The sequence below is a fragment of the Pseudomonas sp. zfem003 genome, from assembly GCF_032621675.1.
In the GTDB taxonomy this organism is placed as follows: Bacteria; Pseudomonadota; Gammaproteobacteria; order Pseudomonadales; family Pseudomonadaceae; genus Metapseudomonas; species Metapseudomonas otitidis.
Genome location: NZ_JAVYJG010000003.1, coordinates 23,980 through 39,794 on the forward strand (window position 1 = coordinate 23,980; position 15,815 = coordinate 39,794).

Annotated in this window: 16 protein-coding genes; 10 read left to right on the forward strand and 6 right to left on the reverse strand. The window is 67.7% G+C overall.

Annotation, left to right across the window (positions count from 1 at the left end):
• The first annotated feature begins 32 nt into the window (after positions 1–32).
• The 5 genes from RTK35_RS06235 to RTK35_RS06255 all read left to right on the forward strand — a co-directional run bounded on the left by RTK35_RS06235 (position 33) and on the right by RTK35_RS06255 (position 3,863).
• Positions 33–788 carry an ABC transporter substrate-binding protein gene (locus RTK35_RS06235; protein ID WP_279863320.1) on the forward strand — a complete coding sequence of 252 codons (756 nt, stop codon included), beginning with the start codon at positions 33–35 and terminating at the stop codon, positions 786–788.
• 60 nt (positions 789–848) lie between these two features.
• Entirely contained in the window at positions 849–1,505 is a 657-nt protein-coding gene (locus tag RTK35_RS06240) for an amino acid ABC transporter permease (RefSeq protein ID WP_316907636.1), read from the forward strand.
• The gene (locus tag RTK35_RS06245) at positions 1,502–2,245 is read left to right on the forward strand and encodes an amino acid ABC transporter ATP-binding protein (protein WP_182851324.1); all 744 of its coding nucleotides are present in this window, start codon (positions 1,502–1,504) and stop codon (positions 2,243–2,245) included. Before RTK35_RS06240 ends, RTK35_RS06245 begins: the two co-directional genes overlap by 4 nt.
• A complete protein-coding gene (locus RTK35_RS06250) occupies positions 2,242–3,528 on the forward strand; it encodes an FAD-binding oxidoreductase (RefSeq protein WP_316907637.1) in 1,287 nt (428 codons plus the stop codon). The genes RTK35_RS06245 and RTK35_RS06250 overlap by 4 nt, the downstream gene beginning before the upstream one ends.
• 110 nt (positions 3,529–3,638) lie before the next feature.
• Complete coding sequence (locus RTK35_RS06255) at positions 3,639–3,863, forward strand: PA3496 family putative envelope integrity protein (protein WP_074969676.1); 225 nt, start codon at positions 3,639–3,641, stop codon at positions 3,861–3,863.
• Here the strand turns inward: RTK35_RS06255 and RTK35_RS06260 are convergent.
• On the reverse strand, positions 3,805–4,752 hold the full coding sequence (locus RTK35_RS06260; RefSeq protein WP_107331003.1) for a LysR family transcriptional regulator: 948 nt from the start codon (positions 4,750–4,752) through the stop codon (positions 3,805–3,807). The genes RTK35_RS06255 and RTK35_RS06260 overlap by 59 nt on opposite strands.
• A gap of 204 nt (positions 4,753–4,956) precedes the next feature.
• On the opposite strand from RTK35_RS06260, the gene RTK35_RS06265 reads away from it, so the two are divergent.
• From RTK35_RS06265 to RTK35_RS06275, 3 genes are all read left to right on the forward strand, one after another.
• Positions 4,957–6,372: an acetyl-CoA carboxylase biotin carboxylase subunit gene (locus tag RTK35_RS06265; protein WP_044405753.1), complete on the forward strand. Its 1,416-nt coding sequence runs from the start codon at positions 4,957–4,959 to the stop codon at positions 6,370–6,372.
• A gap of 16 nt (positions 6,373–6,388) precedes the next feature.
• Positions 6,389–8,194: a sodium-extruding oxaloacetate decarboxylase subunit alpha gene (gene oadA, locus RTK35_RS06270; RefSeq protein ID WP_044405751.1), complete on the forward strand. Its 1,806-nt coding sequence runs from the start codon at positions 6,389–6,391 to the stop codon at positions 8,192–8,194.
• 537 nt (positions 8,195–8,731) lie between these two features.
• Positions 8,732–9,172, forward strand: a complete 441-nt coding sequence (locus tag RTK35_RS06275) for a CBS domain-containing protein (RefSeq protein ID WP_044405749.1) — start codon at positions 8,732–8,734, stop codon at positions 9,170–9,172.
• A gap of 6 nt (positions 9,173–9,178) precedes the next feature.
• Here RTK35_RS06275 and RTK35_RS06280 read toward each other — a convergent pair whose 3' ends face one another.
• From RTK35_RS06280 to purE, 4 genes are all read right to left on the reverse strand, one after another.
• A complete protein-coding gene (locus RTK35_RS06280) occupies positions 9,179–9,715 on the reverse strand; it encodes a DUF3299 domain-containing protein (RefSeq protein WP_142013403.1) in 537 nt (178 codons plus the stop codon).
• Positions 9,716–9,780: 65 nt separating this feature from the next.
• Entirely contained in the window at positions 9,781–10,026 is a 246-nt protein-coding gene (locus tag RTK35_RS06285; protein WP_044405746.1) for a GlsB/YeaQ/YmgE family stress response membrane protein, read from the reverse strand.
• 82 nt (positions 10,027–10,108) lie between these two features.
• On the reverse strand, positions 10,109–11,191 hold the full coding sequence (locus RTK35_RS06290) for a 5-(carboxyamino)imidazole ribonucleotide synthase (protein ID WP_142013390.1): 1,083 nt from the start codon (positions 11,189–11,191) through the stop codon (positions 10,109–10,111).
• Between the two features lie 3 nt (positions 11,192–11,194).
• Entirely contained in the window at positions 11,195–11,686 is a 492-nt protein-coding gene (purE, locus tag RTK35_RS06295) for a 5-(carboxyamino)imidazole ribonucleotide mutase (protein WP_044405744.1), read from the reverse strand.
• A 246-nt stretch (positions 11,687–11,932) separates the two neighbouring features.
• Here purE and adhP point away from each other — a divergent pair, with 246 nt between their 5' ends.
• Complete coding sequence (gene adhP, locus RTK35_RS06300; RefSeq protein ID WP_074969682.1) at positions 11,933–12,955, forward strand: alcohol dehydrogenase AdhP; 1,023 nt, start codon at positions 11,933–11,935, stop codon at positions 12,953–12,955.
• Positions 12,956–12,970: 15 nt separating this feature from the next.
• Here adhP and RTK35_RS06305 read toward each other — a convergent pair whose 3' ends face one another.
• Positions 12,971–13,897, reverse strand: a complete 927-nt coding sequence (locus RTK35_RS06305; RefSeq protein WP_074969684.1) for a LysR substrate-binding domain-containing protein — start codon at positions 13,895–13,897, stop codon at positions 12,971–12,973.
• 180 nt (positions 13,898–14,077) lie between these two features.
• On the opposite strand from RTK35_RS06305, the gene aspA reads away from it, so the two are divergent.
• On the forward strand, positions 14,078–15,502 hold the full coding sequence (gene aspA, locus RTK35_RS06310; protein ID WP_044400038.1) for an aspartate ammonia-lyase: 1,425 nt from the start codon (positions 14,078–14,080) through the stop codon (positions 15,500–15,502).
• Positions 15,503–15,815: the final 313 nt, after the last annotated feature.

The window sequence follows — 15,815 nt, forward strand, 5'->3', positions numbered from 1 at the left end:
GACAACAAGCAGCGTTTGATGGGAGAACCGCCATGCATCCTCGCCTCCGTGCCCTCACCTGTGCCTGCGCCCTGGTCGCCGGCCTCGCCTCCTTCACCACCCAGGCCGACACCTTCCGCGTCGGCGCCACCGCCACCGGCGTGCCCTTCACCTTCCTCGACGTCAAGAGCCAGCGCATCCAGGGGATGATGGTGGACGCCGCCGAAGCCGTAGGCCGCGCCGGTGGCTTCGAGGTGGACATCCAGCAGACCACCTTCGCCGCCCTGATCCCCTCGCTGACCGCGAAGAAGATCGACGTCATCTCCGCCGCCATGCTGCGCACCCCCGCGCGGGAGAAGGTGGTGCAGTACTCCGACCCGGTGTTCAGCTACGGCGAGGGCCTGATCGTCCGCGCCGACGACGCCACCGCCTACACCCGCATGGAGGACCTCAAGGGCGAAGTGGTAGGCGCCCAGGTCGGCACCGTGTTCATCGACGAGCTGAACAAGCGCGGCATCTTCAAGGAAGTGCGCGGCTATGACTCCATCGCCGACCTGATGCGCGACCTGGCGCTGGGGCGGATCAAGGCCGGCTTCGCCGACCACCCGATCCTCGCCTACCAGATGGCCCAGGGCACCCAGGACAAGGTGCGCCTGGTGCAGGGCTACCAGCCGGTGATCATGGGCGACGTCTGCCTGATCGTGCGCAAGGGCGAGCCGCAGACCCTGGAACGGGTCAACCGGGGCATCGCCGCCATCAAGGCCGACGGCACCCTCGCCGGCATCATCGCCAAGTGGAAGCTCGACTGAGCCCACCCTGCCCGCCCCTCCCCGGGCGGGCCTTTCCTGAACCTTCTCTCGGGTAGCGCCATGTTTCTCCAGAACGCCCTGGACTTCCTCCCCATTCTGCTGAAAGGGGCGGTGGTCACCCTGCAGGTCACGGCCGGGTCCTTCCTGCTCAGCTCCGTCATCGGCCTGGTCTTCGCCCTGATGATGGTGTCCAAGGTCCGCGCCATCTCGCTGTTCGCCATCGGCCTGGTCAACGTCATCCGCGGCCTGCCGATCATCGTGCAGCTCTTCTACATCTACTTCGTGCTGCCAGACTTCGGCATCCAGCTCAGCGCCTTCCAGGCCGGCGTCATCGGCCTCGGCATCGCCTACTCGGCCTACCAGGCGGAGAACTTCCGCGCCGGCATCCAGGCCATCCACCAGGGGCAGATCGAAGCGGCCGAATCCCTCGGCATGCGCGGCGCCATGGTGATGCGCCGCGTGGTGCTGCCCCAGGCCTTCCGCATCGCCCTGCCGCCCTACGGCAACACCCTGGTGATGATGCTCAAGGACTCCTCCCTGGTCTCCACCATCACCGTGGCGGAGATGACCCGGGCGGGGCAGCTGATCGCCTCCTCCACCTTCGAGAACATGACCGTCTACACCCTGGTGGCACTGCTCTACCTGGCGCTGAGCCTGCCGCTGTCCTACGGCCTGCGCCGCCTGGAAGCGCGAATCGGCAAGAGGAGCAAGGCATGATCGAGATCAAGCAGCTGCACAAGAGCTTCGGCAGCCTGGCGGTGCTCGAAGGCATCGACCTGAGCATCGAGAGTGGCGAGGTGGTCTGCCTGATCGGCCCCTCGGGCTCCGGCAAATCCACCCTGCTGAGGTGCATCAACGGCCTGGAGACCCACGACCGGGGCGAGATCCTGGTCAGCGGCCAGCCGGTGAACCGCCACCACGACAGCATCCATGAGATCCGCACCCAGGTGGCCATGGTGTTCCAGCGCTTCAACCTGTTCCCCCACCGCACCGCCCTGGAGAACGTCATGGAAGGGCCGGTGTACGTGAAGAAGGAAAACCCCCGCGAGGCCCGCGAACACGCCCGCGCCCTGCTGGAGAAGGTCGGCCTCGCCCACCGCATGGACGCCTACCCGGACGAACTCTCCGGCGGCCAGCAACAGCGCGTGGCCATCGCCCGTGCACTGGCGATGAAGCCCAGGGCGATCCTCTTCGACGAGCCCACCTCGGCCCTCGACCCCGAGCTGGTGGGCGAGGTGCTGGCGGTGATGCGCAAGCTCGCCGACGAAGGCATGACCATGGTGGTGGTGACCCACGAGATGGGTTTCGCCCGGGACGTGGCCGACAAGGTCTGCTTTCTCCACGGCGGCCGCATTGTAGAGGCCGGCCCTGCCCGCGAGGTGCTCGGCGCCCCCAGCCACCCGCGCACCCAGGACTTCCTCCGGCGCCTGCTGAACAACGGCGAGGTGCCGGCATGAACGCACCACAGACCACCCTGCCCGCCTCGCTCTGGGCCGCCACGGCAACGCCGGCACCGGCGACGCCCGCCCTCGCCGAAGACGCCCGGGTGGATGTCGCCATCGTCGGCGCCGGCTACACCGGCCTGGTCACCGCCCTGCACCTGGCCGCCGCCGGCACCCGCGTCTGCGTACTGGATGCCGGCGAGCCCGGCTGGGGCGCCTCCGGGCGCAACGGCGGCCAGGTGATCCCCGGCCTCAAGTACGACCCCGACGCCCTGCGCAAGCGCTTCGGCGGCGCACAGGCCGAGCGCCTGATCGACGTGGCGGGCGGCGCAGCGGACGAGGTGTTCGCCCTGATCGAGCGCCACGCCATCGACTGCGACGCCACCCGCCGGGGCTGGATCCAGCCGGCCGCCTCGCCGACCGCGCTGCGCACCATCGAGGGTCGCGCCGAGCAATGGCGCCGGCACGGCGTCCCGGTGGAGCTGCTGGACCGGGAGCAGGTCACCCGGCGCATCGGCAGCCCCCACTACCTGGGCGCCTGGGTCGACCCGCGCGCCGGCAGCGTGCAGCCCCTCAGCTACGCCCGTGGCCTGGTCCGGGCGGCCCAGGCCGAAGGGGCTCGCATCCACGGCCACAGCCGGGTGACCGGCCTGTCAGCGCAGGGCGGCGGCTGGCGCCTGGCCACGGCCGGCGGGCACAGCGTCCACGCCGAGCGGGTGCTGCTGGCCACCAACGGCTACACCGACGCCCTGTGGCCCGGCCTGCGCCAGACCGTGCTCGCCGCCAACAGCTTCATCGTCGCCACCCGCCCGCTGCCCGAGGCCCTGCGGCGCAGCGTGCTGCCAGGCGGCGAAGTGTGCTCGGACGCCCGCCGGCTGCTGCTGTACTTCAAGCAGGACGCCCAGGGCCGCCTGCTGCTCGGCGGCCGGGGCCCCTTCGCCGAACCCCGCCAGGCGGGGGACTGGGCCCATCTGGAGCAATCCCTCACGCACCTCTTCCCGCAACTGGCCGGGGTGCCCATCGATTACCGCTGGAGCGGCCGCGTCGCCCTGACCCAGGACTTCCTGCCGCACCTGCACGAACCGGCGCCGGGACTCTCGATCCTGCTGGGCTACAACGGGCGGGGCGTGGCCCTGGCGACTGCATTGGGCCGACGAATGGCACAGCGCCTGACGGGCAGCGAAGAGGCCTTTCCTTTCCCGGCGAGCCCCATCCGGCGCATCCCCCTGCATGGGCTGCAACGGCTCTATCTCGGGGCTGGCATCGCCTGGTACCGCCTGCTGGACATGCTCGGCTGAGCACCGCGCACCTGAGCGTCGGTCATTCCAGGGTCATCGGCTTGCCGTCAAAGCGTCATGTTCCGGCGCAATGCTGGGGGCTCCGACAACGGAGCCCCTGGAGACCCGACATGACTCATCCCCATGACGTGCGTTCGGACGCCCCCGTCCTCGACAGCAAGACCCGCCGCAAACTCGAAGATCAGCGCCGGATGCGTTTCCGCCGCGCCATCGAGGCCCACGCCGAGGAACGGCGCCTGAAGGCCGAGATCGACGATTATCCCGACCTGATCGCCATCAACTACCTGTTGTCGACAACGGCAAAGCGCCGTCGAAACGCTGCGAAAGCGTGCTGATCTGGGCGCGTTCTTCGCGGATGTAGCTGATGAAGGCCTGGGCAACCGGTGACAGCCGCTTGCCCTTGGCATGCACCACGCACCAGCTGCGGTAGAGCGGCAGTTCCTCCACCGGCAGCTCCCGAAGCAACCCCGTGGCCAGCTCCAGGCTGACCGCATGACGGGGCAGCAGGCCGATGCCCAGGCCCGCCACCACGCACTCGCGCAACGCATCCAGGGAGGTGACTTCCTGGGTGTGGGCGAAGTGCGCGCGCTTCTGCTGGAAGTACTCCTCGCAGGCCTTGCGGGTGCCGGAGCCGGCCTCGCGCACCAGCAGCGGGAAGGGCTCCAGGTCCTTGAGGGTCAGGCTGCGGGCGTGACACAGCGGGTGGTCCGGCGGGGCCACGGCGATGATCGGGTTGTTCAGGAACGGCAGGAACTCCAGGGCCATGTCCTGGGGCACCAGGGACATGATCACCAGGTCGTCGCGGTTGTCCGCCAGGCGCTTGATCGCCTGGGCGCGGTTGACCACCGTGAGGTGCAGGCTGACGTCCGGGTGCTGCTGGCGGAAGGCGGCGAACAGGTGGGGCACGAAGTACTTGGCGCTGGACTCCACCGCCAGGTTGAGCTGCCCCTGCAGCGAGCCCTGCAGGTCGGAGAGCTGCATGTCGAGGCTCTCCAGCCGCTGGAAGATGTCGCCGCTGGCCACGTACAACGCCTCGGCGGCGTCGGTCTGGTAGAGCTTCTTGCCCACGTATTCGAACAGCGGCTGGCCCACCAGTTCTTCCAGCTGGCGGATCTGCAGGCTCACCGCCGGCTGGGTCAGCGCCATCTCCTCCGCCGCGCGGCTGTAGGAGCGGCTCTCGTACACGGCACGGAACACCTGGAGCTGGCGCAACGTCATGCGCAGCAGGGTCTTGCGCATCATGGACCTCGATAAATCGGGGGGTGCGGCGCCGGACTATAAGGCCTTCCTAATGGATATCCCAATAATTATTGATTTTGGTTATTCACAAACTTCGATTTAGGTTAGATACGCGACCGTCCAGCCTGGCTCGGTCACTCGCCGACCGGCCTACGCCGTTCGCCTGCCCACTTGGTCGAGGGAACACTCGTGATCAAGAAAATCCTCATCGCCAACCGGGGTGAGATCGCTGTCCGCATCGTGCGCGCCTGCGCCGAGATGGGCATCCGCTCGGTGGCCATCTACTCCGAGGCCGATCGCCATGCGCTGCACGTGAAGCGCGCTGACGAAGCCCACAGCATCGGTGAAGACCCGCTGGCCGGTTACCTGAACCCGCGCAAGCTGGTGAACCTGGCCGTGGAGACCGGCTGCGACGCCCTGCACCCCGGCTACGGCTTCCTCTCGGAGAACGCCGAGCTGGCGGAGATCTGCGCCGAGCGCGGGATCAAGTTCATCGGCCCGTCCGCCGAGGTCATCCGCCGCATGGGCGACAAGACCGAGGCGCGCCGCAGCATGATCAAGGCCGGCGTACCGGTCACCCCCGGCACCGAGGGCAACGTCGCCGACCTGGCCGAGGCCCTGCGCGAAGGCGACCGCATCGGCTACCCGGTGATGCTCAAGGCCACCTCAGGCGGCGGCGGCCGTGGCATCCGCCGCTGCAACAGCCGCGAGGAACTGGAGCAGGCCTACCCCCGGGTGATCTCCGAGGCCACCAAGGCCTTCGGCTCGGCGGAAGTGTTCCTGGAGAAGTGCATCGTCAACCCGAAGCACATCGAAGCCCAGGTGCTGGCCGACTCCTTCGGCAACACCGTGCACCTGTTCGAGCGTGACTGCTCGATCCAGCGCCGCAACCAGAAGCTCATCGAGATCGCCCCCAGCCCGCAGCTCACCCCCGAGCAGCGCGCCTACATCGGCGACCTGGCCGTGCGCGCGGCCAAGGCCGTGGGCTACGAGAACGCCGGCACCGTGGAGTTCCTGCTCGCCGAAGGCGAGGTGTACTTCATGGAGATGAACACCCGGGTCCAGGTGGAGCACACCATCACCGAGGAAATCACCGGCATCGACATCGTCCGCGAGCAGATCCGCGTCGCCTCCGGGCTGGAGCTGTCGGTCAAGCAGGACGACATCATCCACCGGGGCTACGCCCTGCAGTTCCGCATCAACGCCGAGGACCCGAAGAACAACTTCCTACCCTCCTTCGGCAAGATCACCCGCTACTACGCCCCCGGCGGCCCCGGCGTGCGCACCGACACGGCGATCTACACCGGCTACACCATCCCGCCCTACTACGACTCGATGTGCCTGAAGCTCATCGTCTGGGCGCTGACCTGGGAAGAAGCCCTCGACCGCGGCCTGCGCGCCCTCGACGACATGCGCGTACAGGGGGTCAAGACCACCGCCGCCTACTACCAGGAGATCCTCCGCGATCCCGAGTTCCGCAGCGGCCAGTTCAACACCAGCTTCGTCGAAGCCCACCCGGAACTGACCCAGTACTCCATCAAGCGCAACCCGTCGCACCTGGCCATCGCCATCGCCACCGCCATCGCTGCCCACGCCGGCCTGTAGGGGAAGGATTCAGAACATGAGCAAGAAAGTCACCGTCACCGACACCATCCTGCGCGACGCCCACCAGTCGCTGCTGGCCACCCGCATGCGCACCGAGGACATGCTCCCGATCTGCGACAAGCTGGACAAGGTCGGCTACTGGTCCCTGGAAGTCTGGGGCGGCGCCACCTTCGACGCCTGCGTGCGCTTCCTCAAAGAAGACCCGTGGGAGCGCCTGCGCAAGCTCAAGGCCGCCCTGCCCAACACCCGCCTGCAGATGCTCCTGCGCGGGCAGAACCTGCTGGGCTACCGCCACTACAGCGACGACGTGGTCCGCGCCTTCGTGGCCAAGGCCGCCGTCAACGGCATCGACGTGTTCCGCATCTTCGACGCCATGAACGACGTGCGTAACCTGCGCGTCTCCATCGAGGCGGTGAAGGCCGCCGGCAAGCACGCCCAGGGCACCATCTGCTACACCACCAGCCCGGTGCACACCATCGACGCCTTCGTCGAGCAGGCCAAGCAGATGGCCGCCATGGGCGTGGACTCCATCGCCATCAAGGACATGGCCGGCCTGCTGACCCCCTACGCCACTGGCGACCTGGTCAAGGCCCTGAAGGATGCCCTGCCCCTGGAAGTGGCCGTGCACTCCCACGACACCGCCGGCGTGGCCAGCATGTGCCAGCTCAAGGCCGTGGAGAATGGCGCCGACCGCATCGACACCGCCATCTCCAGCATGGCCTGGGGCACCAGCCACCCCGGCACCGAGTCCATGGTCGCGGCCCTGCGCAACACCCCCTACGACACCGGCCTGGACCTGGAGCTGATCCAGGAGATCGGCCTGTACTTCCACGCCGTGCGCAAGAAGTACCACCAGTTCGAGAGCGAGTTCACCGGCGTCGACACCCGCGTGCAGGTCAACCAGGTGCCCGGCGGCATGATCTCCAACCTGGCCAACCAGCTGAAGGAACAGGGCGCCCTGAACCGCATGGGCGAAGTGCTGGAAGAGATCCCGCGCGTGCGCGCCGACCTGGGCTACCCGCCCCTGGTCACCCCCACCTCGCAGATCGTCGGCACCCAGGCCTTCTTCAACGTCCTGGCCGGTGAGCGCTACAAGACCATCACCAACGAGGTGAAGCTCTACCTGCAAGGCCGCTACGGCAAGGCCGCCGGGCAGATCAACGAAGAGCTGCGCCGCCAGGCCATCGGCAACGAGGAAGTCATCGACGTGCGCCCGGCCGACCTGCTCAAGCCCGAGCTGGACAAGCTGCGCGCCGAGATCGGCAGCCTGGCCAAGTCCGAGGAAGACGTGCTGACCTTCGCCATGTTCCCGGACATCGGCCGCAAGTTCCTCGAAGAGCGCGCCGCCGGCACCCTCAAGCCCGAGGAACTGCTGCCCATCCCCAACGGCCAGGGCCCGGCCCCGGTCGGCGGCGAGGGCGTACCCACCGAGTTCGTGGTGGACGTGCACGGCGAGAGCTACCGCGTGGACATCACCGGCGTGGGCGTGAAGAGCGACGGCAAGCGCCACTTCTACCTGTCCATCGACGGCATGCCGGAAGAAGTGGTGTTCGAGCCGCTGAACGAATTCATCGGCGGCGGCGGCAACAAGCGCAAGAGCGCCAGCGCACCGGGCGATGTCAGCACCACCATGCCGGGCAACATCGTCGACGTGCTGGTCAAGGAAGGCGACAGCGTCAAGGCCGGCCAGGCCGTGCTGATCACCGAAGCCATGAAGATGGAAACCGAAGTCCAGGCGCCCATCGCCGGCACCGTCAAGGCGATCCACGTCGCCAAGGGCGACCGGGTCAACCCGGGCGAGGTGCTGATCGAGATCGAATGATCTCGACCCGAAGTCCCCGTGGGGAGCCGAAAGGCTCCCTTTTTTTGCCTATGTCCCAACGGTTACAGCCCGGGGACCTGGAGCCGAAGATCCCTGGGCTGAAGCCCAGGCTACGGGAGCCGCACCGCGTAGGGTGGGCTTCAGCCCACCATCCGGGCCCGCCGCAACTCCGCTGGTGGATCGATGAAGCGCGATCCCCCCTACGGGTGCCAGTCATTGCGTAGGGTGGATAACGCCCTTTTTATCCACCGGCCGGACTCACACCCGACACCGAAGCCTCCCCGCTGTGGCATCTGCACCTACCAGCCGTAGCCCGGGCTTCAGCCCGGGGACTTGGAGTCGAATCTCCCTGGGCTGAAGCCCAGGCTAAGCCGCACCGCGTAGGGTGGGCTTCAGCCCACCATCCGAGCCCGCCGCAGCACCTGGCCGGCTCATGAATTTCTCAATGGTCATCATGAAAATTCCCACTTGGCCGCCGCACCGGCTGCAGGTGCATCCTGCGCTTCCAGTCAGCGCCATCCCCAGGGAGGAGAAGCCATGAAAACCGTCGCCCAGATGCTTCACGCCAAGCCTCGCCAGCAGGTCCACACCATCGAGGCCGATGCCCCGATGCTCGAAGCCCTGCGCCTGATGGCGGAACAGAACATCGGCGCCCTGCCGGTCACCGAAGGCGGTCGCCTGGTGGGCATCGTCAGCGAGCGTGACTACGCCCGGCGCGGCGTGCTCCAGGGGCGTTCCTCGGTGGCGACGCCGGTGCGCGAGTTCATGACCGAGCCGGTGTTCACCGTCCATGCCCGGCAGAGCATCCGCGAATGCATGTCGCTGATGACCGACCGTCACATGCGCCACCTCCCGGTGGTGGAAGACGGCCAACTGATCGGCCTGCTGTCCATCGGCGACCTGGTGAAGGAAGCCATGGCCGAGCAGGACAACCTGATCCTTCACCTGGAGCAGTACATCCGTGGCGAAGTGGCCTGAGGCCCGTCAGAGGTCCTCGTCCTGCACCACCCGCACCTCGCCGGCGTCCATCGCGTAGGCGGCGTCGGCCAGGTCGTTGCTGACCGGCTCCACCTTGAGCGTGCCGCTCACCCAGAGCGGGGTGTAGATGTCGTCCAGGGCGATGCCCTTGGGGAAGCGCACCAGCACGATCTGGTTCGGCGGCGGCGGCGGTACGTGGATGCAGGCGCCCGGGTAAGGCACGAGGAAGAACAGCGTGTTACGCCCCTTGGCATCGGTCTCCAGCGGCACCGGGTAGCCCCCCAGGCGGATCTTCTTGCCGTTGAGCGTGGCCACCGTCTTCGCCGAATACATCACCGCCGGCAGGTCCTTGTCCTGCTGCTTCAGCCCGCCCTTGTTGGTGAAGGTGCCTTCGCCTTCGGGGGTGTTGTGGCTGATGTCCGGCATCTCTTCCAGGGCCTTGCGGTCCTCCGGGGGCATCAGCTCCAGCCAGTCGGTCTCGGGGAGCTGGGCGTGGGCCAGGGCGCTGCACAGCAGCAGGGGAAACAGCAGGGTACGGCGCATGGTGCGGGCTCGCGGGCGGGAAACAGGCGCTAAGACTAGCCGCGCCCGTTCCCGGTTCCCAGCCCTCAGTCCTTCTTGATGGCGCTGTAGATCATCAGCAGGACGATGGCGCCGACCACCGCACCGATGAAGCCCGCCCCCTGCCCGGCACGGTAGATGCCCAGCGCCTGGCCGCCGTAGGTGGCGGCGATGGAACCGCCGATGCCCAGCAGGATGGTCCAGATCCAGCCCATGCTGTCATCGCCCGGTTTGAGGAAGCGTGCGACCAGGCCCACGACCAGGCCGATGAATAGCGTTCCGATGAGCCCCATGGCAGTCACTCCTGAATCCTGAATGAAAAAGGGCGTGTCCGTGGACACGCCCTTGATCAGACAGCAGCGCAGCGGCAGGGGTTCAGCCGGCGATCAGCGCCTCGACCTCGGCGATGCGCGCCTTCAGGGTCGGCAGGTCGGCGCTGCGCAGGGTGGCGTGGCCGACCTTGCGCCCGGCCTTGAAGGCCTTGCCGTAGTGGTGCAGGTGGCAGTCGCCGACGGCGATCACCTTCTCCACCGGCGGCACTTCGCCGATGAAGTTGAGCATGGCGCTCTCGCCCACCTTGGCGGTGGAACCCAGCGGCAGGCCGGCAACGGCGCGCAGGTGGTTCTCGAACTGGCTGCACTCGGCGCCTTCGATGGTCCAGTGCCCGGAGTTGTGCACGCGCGGGGCGATCTCGTTGGCCTTCAGGCCGCCGTCCACTTCGAAGAATTCGAAAGCCAGCACGCCGACGTAGTCCAGCTCGCGCAGCACGCGGCCGACGTAGTCCTCGGCCAGGCTCTGCAGCGGGTGGTCGGTGCTGGCGATGGACAGGCGCAGGATGCCGTTCTCGTGGGTGTTGTGCACCAGCGGGTAGAAGCGCGTCTCGCCGTCACGGGCGCGCACCGCCACCAGGGACACTTCGCCGGTGAAGGGCACGAAGCCTTCGAGGATGCAGGGCACGCTGCCCAGCTCGGCGAAGGCACCGGCCACGTCCGCCGGGCTGCGCAGGACCTTCTGGCCCTTGCCGTCATAGCCCAGGGTGCGGGTCTTCATCACCGCCGGCAGGCCGATGGCGGCCACGGCGGCGTCCAGGTCCGCCTGGGACTGGATGTCGGCGAACTCGGGGGTGGGGATGCCCAGGTCCTTGAACATCGACTTTTCGAACCAGCGGTCACGGGCGATGCGCAGGGCATTGGCCGAGGGATAGACCGGCACGAACTGGGAGAGGAAGGCCACGGTCTCGGCCGGCACGCTCTCGAACTCGAAGGTCACCAGGTCCACTTCGTCCGCCAGCTGGCGCAGGTGGTCCTGGTCGCCGTAGTCGGCGCGGATGTGCTCGCCGAGCGCCTGAGCGCAGGCGTCGGGGGCCGGGTCGAGGAAGGCGAAGTCCATGCCCAGCGGGGTGCCCGCCAGGGCCATCATGCGGCCGAGCTGGCCGCCGCCGATCACGCCGATCTTCATGGGTCAGGCCTCGCGCGGGTCCGGATTGTCGAGAACGGTGCGGGTCTGCTCCTCGCGGAAGGCCTTCAGCGCCGCGTGGTACTGCGGGTGCTGGTGGCCGAGGATGCTGGCGGCCAGCAGGGCGGCATTCACCGCACCGGCCTTGCCGATGGCCAGGGTGGCGACCGGGATGCCCGCCGGCATCTGCACGATGGAGAGCAGCGAGTCGACGCCCGAGAGCATGGACGACTGCACCGGCACGCCGAGCACCGGCAGGTGGGTCTTGGCCGCGCACATGCCCGGCAGGTGGGCGGCACCGCCGGCACCGGCGATGATCACCTGGATGCCGCGGGCCTCGGCCTCTTCGGCGTACTGGAACAGCAGGTCCGGGGTGCGGTGGGCGGAGACCACCTTCACTTCATAGGGGATGCCCAGCTTGTCCAGCATCTCGGCGGTGTGGCTGAGGGTGCTCCAATCGGACTTGGAGCCCATGATCACGCCTACCAGTGCGCTCATCGTCGTACCTCATCAAGGGTCGAAAACCAACAAGCCACGCTCAAGGGCGTGGCTTGTCTGCGATGTGGGCCGGCGTGCGCTGCCGGCCGAAGGCCGCGCAGTATACCGCAAAGGCGGGCGCGGTAATCACCCGCCTCGACCGTCCGTCACGCGGTGCCCGCCACGGGCCGTAACCTTGTCCCAGCGCAAGGTTTGTCACGCTCGGCACGGCACACTCCCAGGCTCCACAGCCAGGAGGTGAAAGCCATGAACAAGACCATGAAAGCCGCCGTCGTCCATGCCTTCGGTGAACCGTTGCGGATCGAGGAAGTGAAGGTGCCGCTGCCCGGCCCCGGCCAGATCCTGGTGAAGATCGAGGCCTCCGGCGTCTGCCACACCGACCTCCACGCCGCCGAGGGCGACTGGCCGGTGAAACCCGCCCTGCCCTTCATCCCCGGCCATGAAGGCGTCGGCTACGTCGCCGCCGTCGGCAGCGGCGTCACCCGCGTCCGCGAAGGCGACCGGGTCGGCGTGCCCTGGCTGTACACCGCCTGCGGCTGCTGCGAACACTGCCTGACCGGCTGGGAAACCCTCTGCGAAGGCCAGCAGAACACCGGCTACTCGGTGAACGGTGGCTACGCCGAATACGTGCTGGCCGACCCGAACTACGTCGGGCTGCTGCCCAAGGACGTCGAGTTCGACGCGATCGCGCCGATCCTCTGCGCCGGCGTCACCGTCTATAAAGGCCTGAAGGTCACCGGCGCCCGCCCCGGCCAGTGGGTGGCCATCTCCGGCATCGGCGGCCTCGGCCACGTGGCCGTGCAGTACGCCCGCGCCATGGGCCTGCATGTGGCGGCCATCGACGTCGACGACGCCAAGCTCGACCTGGCCCGCAAGCTCGGCGCCAGCCTGACCATCAACGCACGCAACGAGAACCCCGCCGAGGTGATCCAGCGCGACATCGGCGGCGCCCACGGCGTGCTGGTCACCGCCGTGTCCAACAGCGCCTTCGGCCAGGCCATCGGTATGGCCCGTCGCGGCGGCACCGTGGCCCTGGTGGGCCTGCCCCCGGGCGACTTCCCCACGCCGATCTTCGACGTGGTGCTCAAGGCCATCAGCATCACCGGCTCCATCGTCGGCACCCGTGCCGACCTGCAGGAAGCGCTGGACTTCGCCGGCGAAGGCCTGGTGAAGGCCACCATCCACAAGGACTCGATGGACAACATCAACGGCATCTTCGACCAGATGCGCGCCGGCAAGATCGAAGGCCGCATCGTCATCAACCCCTGACCCGCCGGGGCCGGCTCAGCCGGCCCCTCCCCCCTCCAGCGTCGCCCCCAGCCCGCCCTCCAGCTTGCGCCACAGCAGGCGGATGGCCGCCTTGCGCACCAGCGCGCAGCGGTACAGGCGGATCTCCAGCGGCACGTGCCAATGCGGCCCGCCGCACACCACCAGATCCCCCCGCGCCAGCGCCGCCTCGGCACTGAAGCGCGGCACCCAGGCCACGCCCAGGCCCTGCAGCGCCATGCTCTTGAGGCTGTCGGCCATTGCCGTCTCGTACACCGTGGTGGAACGCAGGGCCCGCTGGCGCAGCAGCAGGTTCACCGAACGCCCGAGGAAGGCCCCGGCGCTGTAGGCCAGCAGCGGCACGCTCTGCCCGCTGTCCAGCTCGTAGAGCGGCTTGCCCTCGGCGTCCACCGCGCACACCGGCAGCATCTCGGTGCGCCCCAGGCTCATGGACGGGAACAGTTCCGGGTCCATCTGCAGCGCCGCGTCCGGGTCATAGAAGGCCAGGATCAGGTCGCAGCCCCCCTCCCGCAGCGAGTGCACCGCCTCCCCCACGTTGGTGGCGATCAGGCGGCTGGATATGTTCAGCCCCTCGGCCCGCAACCGCGCGATCCACTGCGGGAAGAAGCCCAGCGCCAGGGAGTGGGCGGCGGCGAACTGCAACACCTCGCCCTGCTGGCCCTCCAGGTGGTGCAGGCGGCGCACCACCTCCCCCAGCTGCTCCACCATGCTGCGCGCGGTGACCAGGAACAGCTGGCCCGAGTCGGTCAGCTCGATCGGCGTGCGCGAGCGGTTCACCAGGGTCAGCCCCAGCGCCGCCTCCAGGCTGCGGATGCGCCGGCTGAACGCCGGCTGGGTGACGAAGCGCCGCTCGGCGGCCTGGGAGAAGCTGCGGGTGTTGGCCAGGGCGACGAAATCCTCCAGCCATTTGGTTTCCAGGTTCATGGGGCCTTCCAGGGAATGCTCGATTTTGGTGCACACGCTTGCCAGCGAAGCGGCGTCACACCTGCATTATGCCGATTGTGCATAGGGCAGCGAATAACAGCATTGGTCTAAAAATGCCTGGAGCCTTAGATTAGCGGGCATCGCGGCACTAGCCGTGTTCTTCCAGAGATGAATCGCATCATGTCCGCTGCTGCATCCTTCCGCGTCGAAAAAGACCTGCTCGGTACCCTCGAAGTCCCCGCCGATGCCTACTACGGCATCCAGACCCTGCGCGCCGTGCAGAACTTCCGCCTCTCCGGCGTACCGCTGTCGCACTACCCCAAACTGGTAGTCGCCCTGGCCATGGTCAAGCAGGCCGCCGCCGACGCCAACAAGCAGCTCGGCCACCTGCCGGCCGACAAGCACGCCGCCATCACCGAGGCCTGCGCCCGCCTGATCCGTGGCGAGTACCACGACCAGTTCGTAGTGGACATGATCCAGGGCGGTGCCGGCACCTCCACCAACATGAACGCCAACGAGGTCATCGCCAACATCGGCCTCGAAGCGATGGGCAAGCAGAAGGGCGAATACAAGCACCTGCACCCGAACAACGACGTGAACATGGCGCAGTCCACCAACGACGCCTACCCCACTGCCATCCGCCTCGGCCTGCTGCTCGGCCACGACGCCCTGCTGGCCAGCCTCGACAGCCTGATCCAGGCCATCGCCGCCAAGGGTGAAGAATTCGCCCATGTGCTGAAGATGGGCCGCACCCAGCTGCAGGACGCCGTGCCCATGACCCTGGGCCAGGAATTCCACGCCTTCGCCACCACCCTGGGCGAGGACCTGGACCGCCTGCGTCGCCTGGCACCCGAACTGCTGACCGAAGTGAACCTGGGCGGCACCGCCATCGGCACCGGCATCAACGCCGACCCCGGCTACCAGAAGCTGGCCGTCGAGCGCCTGGCCGAAATCAGCGGCCAGCCGCTGAAGCCCGCCGCCGACCTGATCGAAGCCACCTCCGACATGGGCGCCTTCGTGCTGTTCTCCGGCATGCTCAAGCGCACCGCGGTCAAGCTGTCGAAGATCTGCAACGACCTGCGCCTGCTCTCCAGCGGCCCGCGCACCGGCATCAACGAGATCAACCTGCCGGCACGCCAGCCGGGCAGCTCGATCATGCCCGGCAAGGTCAACCCGGTGATCCCGGAAGCGGTCAACCAGGTCGCCTTCGAAGTGATCGGCAACGACCTGGCCCTGACCCTCGCAGCCGAAGGCGGCCAGCTGCAGCTGAACGTGATGGAGCCGCTGATCGCCTACAAGATCTTCGACTCGATCCGCCTGCTCCAGCGCGCCATGGACATGCTCCGCGAGCACTGCATCGTCGGCATCACCGCCAATGAAGAGCACTGCCGCCGCCTGATGGAGAACTCCATCGGCCTGATCACCGCGCTCAACCCCTACATCGGCTACGAGAACTCCACCCGTATCGCCAAGGAGGCCCTGATCAGCGGCCGCGGCGTACTGGAACTGGTTCGCGAAGAGAAGCTGCTGGACGACTCCATGCTGGCGGACATCCTCCGCCCGGAAAACATGATCGCCCCGCGCCTCGTACCGCTGAAGGCCTGAGCCTTACCGTCTCACCAGGAGGGGCGTAGCCCCTCATTCCAGAGGATGGTCGTCTGACCATCCTTTTTTTTGCCTGTGGAAAAGTGCCCCACGTAGGGCGGGCTTCAGCCCACCATCGGAGCCCACCGCTGGTGGATCGATGAAGCGCGATCCACCCTACGGACGCCGGTCCATTGCGTAGGGTGGATAACGCTCTTTTTATCCACCGACCGGACTCACGCCCGACACCGAAGCCTCCCCCTGCGGCATCCGCACCTGCCAGCCGTAGCCCGGGCTTCAGCCCGGGAATTTGGAGCCGAACATCCCTGGGCTG

Excerpts from the sequence above, each read along its gene's own strand:
- RTK35_RS06235 (WP_279863320.1), top strand. The coding sequence starts at position 33 with ATGCATCCTCGCCTCCGTGCCCTCACCTGTGCCTGCGCCCTGGTCGCC.
- RTK35_RS06240 (WP_316907636.1), top strand. The coding sequence starts at position 849 with ATGTTTCTCCAGAACGCCCTGGACTTCCTCCCCATTCTGCTGAAAGGG.
- RTK35_RS06245 (WP_182851324.1), top strand. The coding sequence starts at position 1,502 with ATGATCGAGATCAAGCAGCTGCACAAGAGCTTCGGCAGCCTGGCGGTG.
- RTK35_RS06250 (WP_316907637.1), top strand. The coding sequence starts at position 2,242 with ATGAACGCACCACAGACCACCCTGCCCGCCTCGCTCTGGGCCGCCACG.
- RTK35_RS06255 (WP_074969676.1), top strand. The coding sequence starts at position 3,639 with ATGACTCATCCCCATGACGTGCGTTCGGACGCCCCCGTCCTCGACAGC.
- oadA (WP_044405751.1), top strand. The coding sequence starts at position 6,389 with ATGAGCAAGAAAGTCACCGTCACCGACACCATCCTGCGCGACGCCCAC.
- RTK35_RS06275 (WP_044405749.1), top strand. The coding sequence starts at position 8,732 with ATGAAAACCGTCGCCCAGATGCTTCACGCCAAGCCTCGCCAGCAGGTC.
- RTK35_RS06280 (WP_142013403.1), bottom strand. The coding sequence starts at position 9,715 with ATGCGCCGTACCCTGCTGTTTCCCCTGCTGCTGTGCAGCGCCCTGGCC.
- RTK35_RS06285 (WP_044405746.1), bottom strand. The coding sequence starts at position 10,026 with ATGGGGCTCATCGGAACGCTATTCATCGGCCTGGTCGTGGGCCTGGTC.
- RTK35_RS06290 (WP_142013390.1), bottom strand. The coding sequence starts at position 11,191 with ATGAAGATCGGCGTGATCGGCGGCGGCCAGCTCGGCCGCATGATGGCC.
- purE (WP_044405744.1), bottom strand. The coding sequence starts at position 11,686 with ATGAGCGCACTGGTAGGCGTGATCATGGGCTCCAAGTCCGATTGGAGC.
- adhP (WP_074969682.1), top strand. The coding sequence starts at position 11,933 with ATGAACAAGACCATGAAAGCCGCCGTCGTCCATGCCTTCGGTGAACCG.
- RTK35_RS06305 (WP_074969684.1), bottom strand. The coding sequence starts at position 13,897 with ATGAACCTGGAAACCAAATGGCTGGAGGATTTCGTCGCCCTGGCCAAC.
- aspA (WP_044400038.1), top strand. The coding sequence starts at position 14,078 with ATGTCCGCTGCTGCATCCTTCCGCGTCGAAAAAGACCTGCTCGGTACC.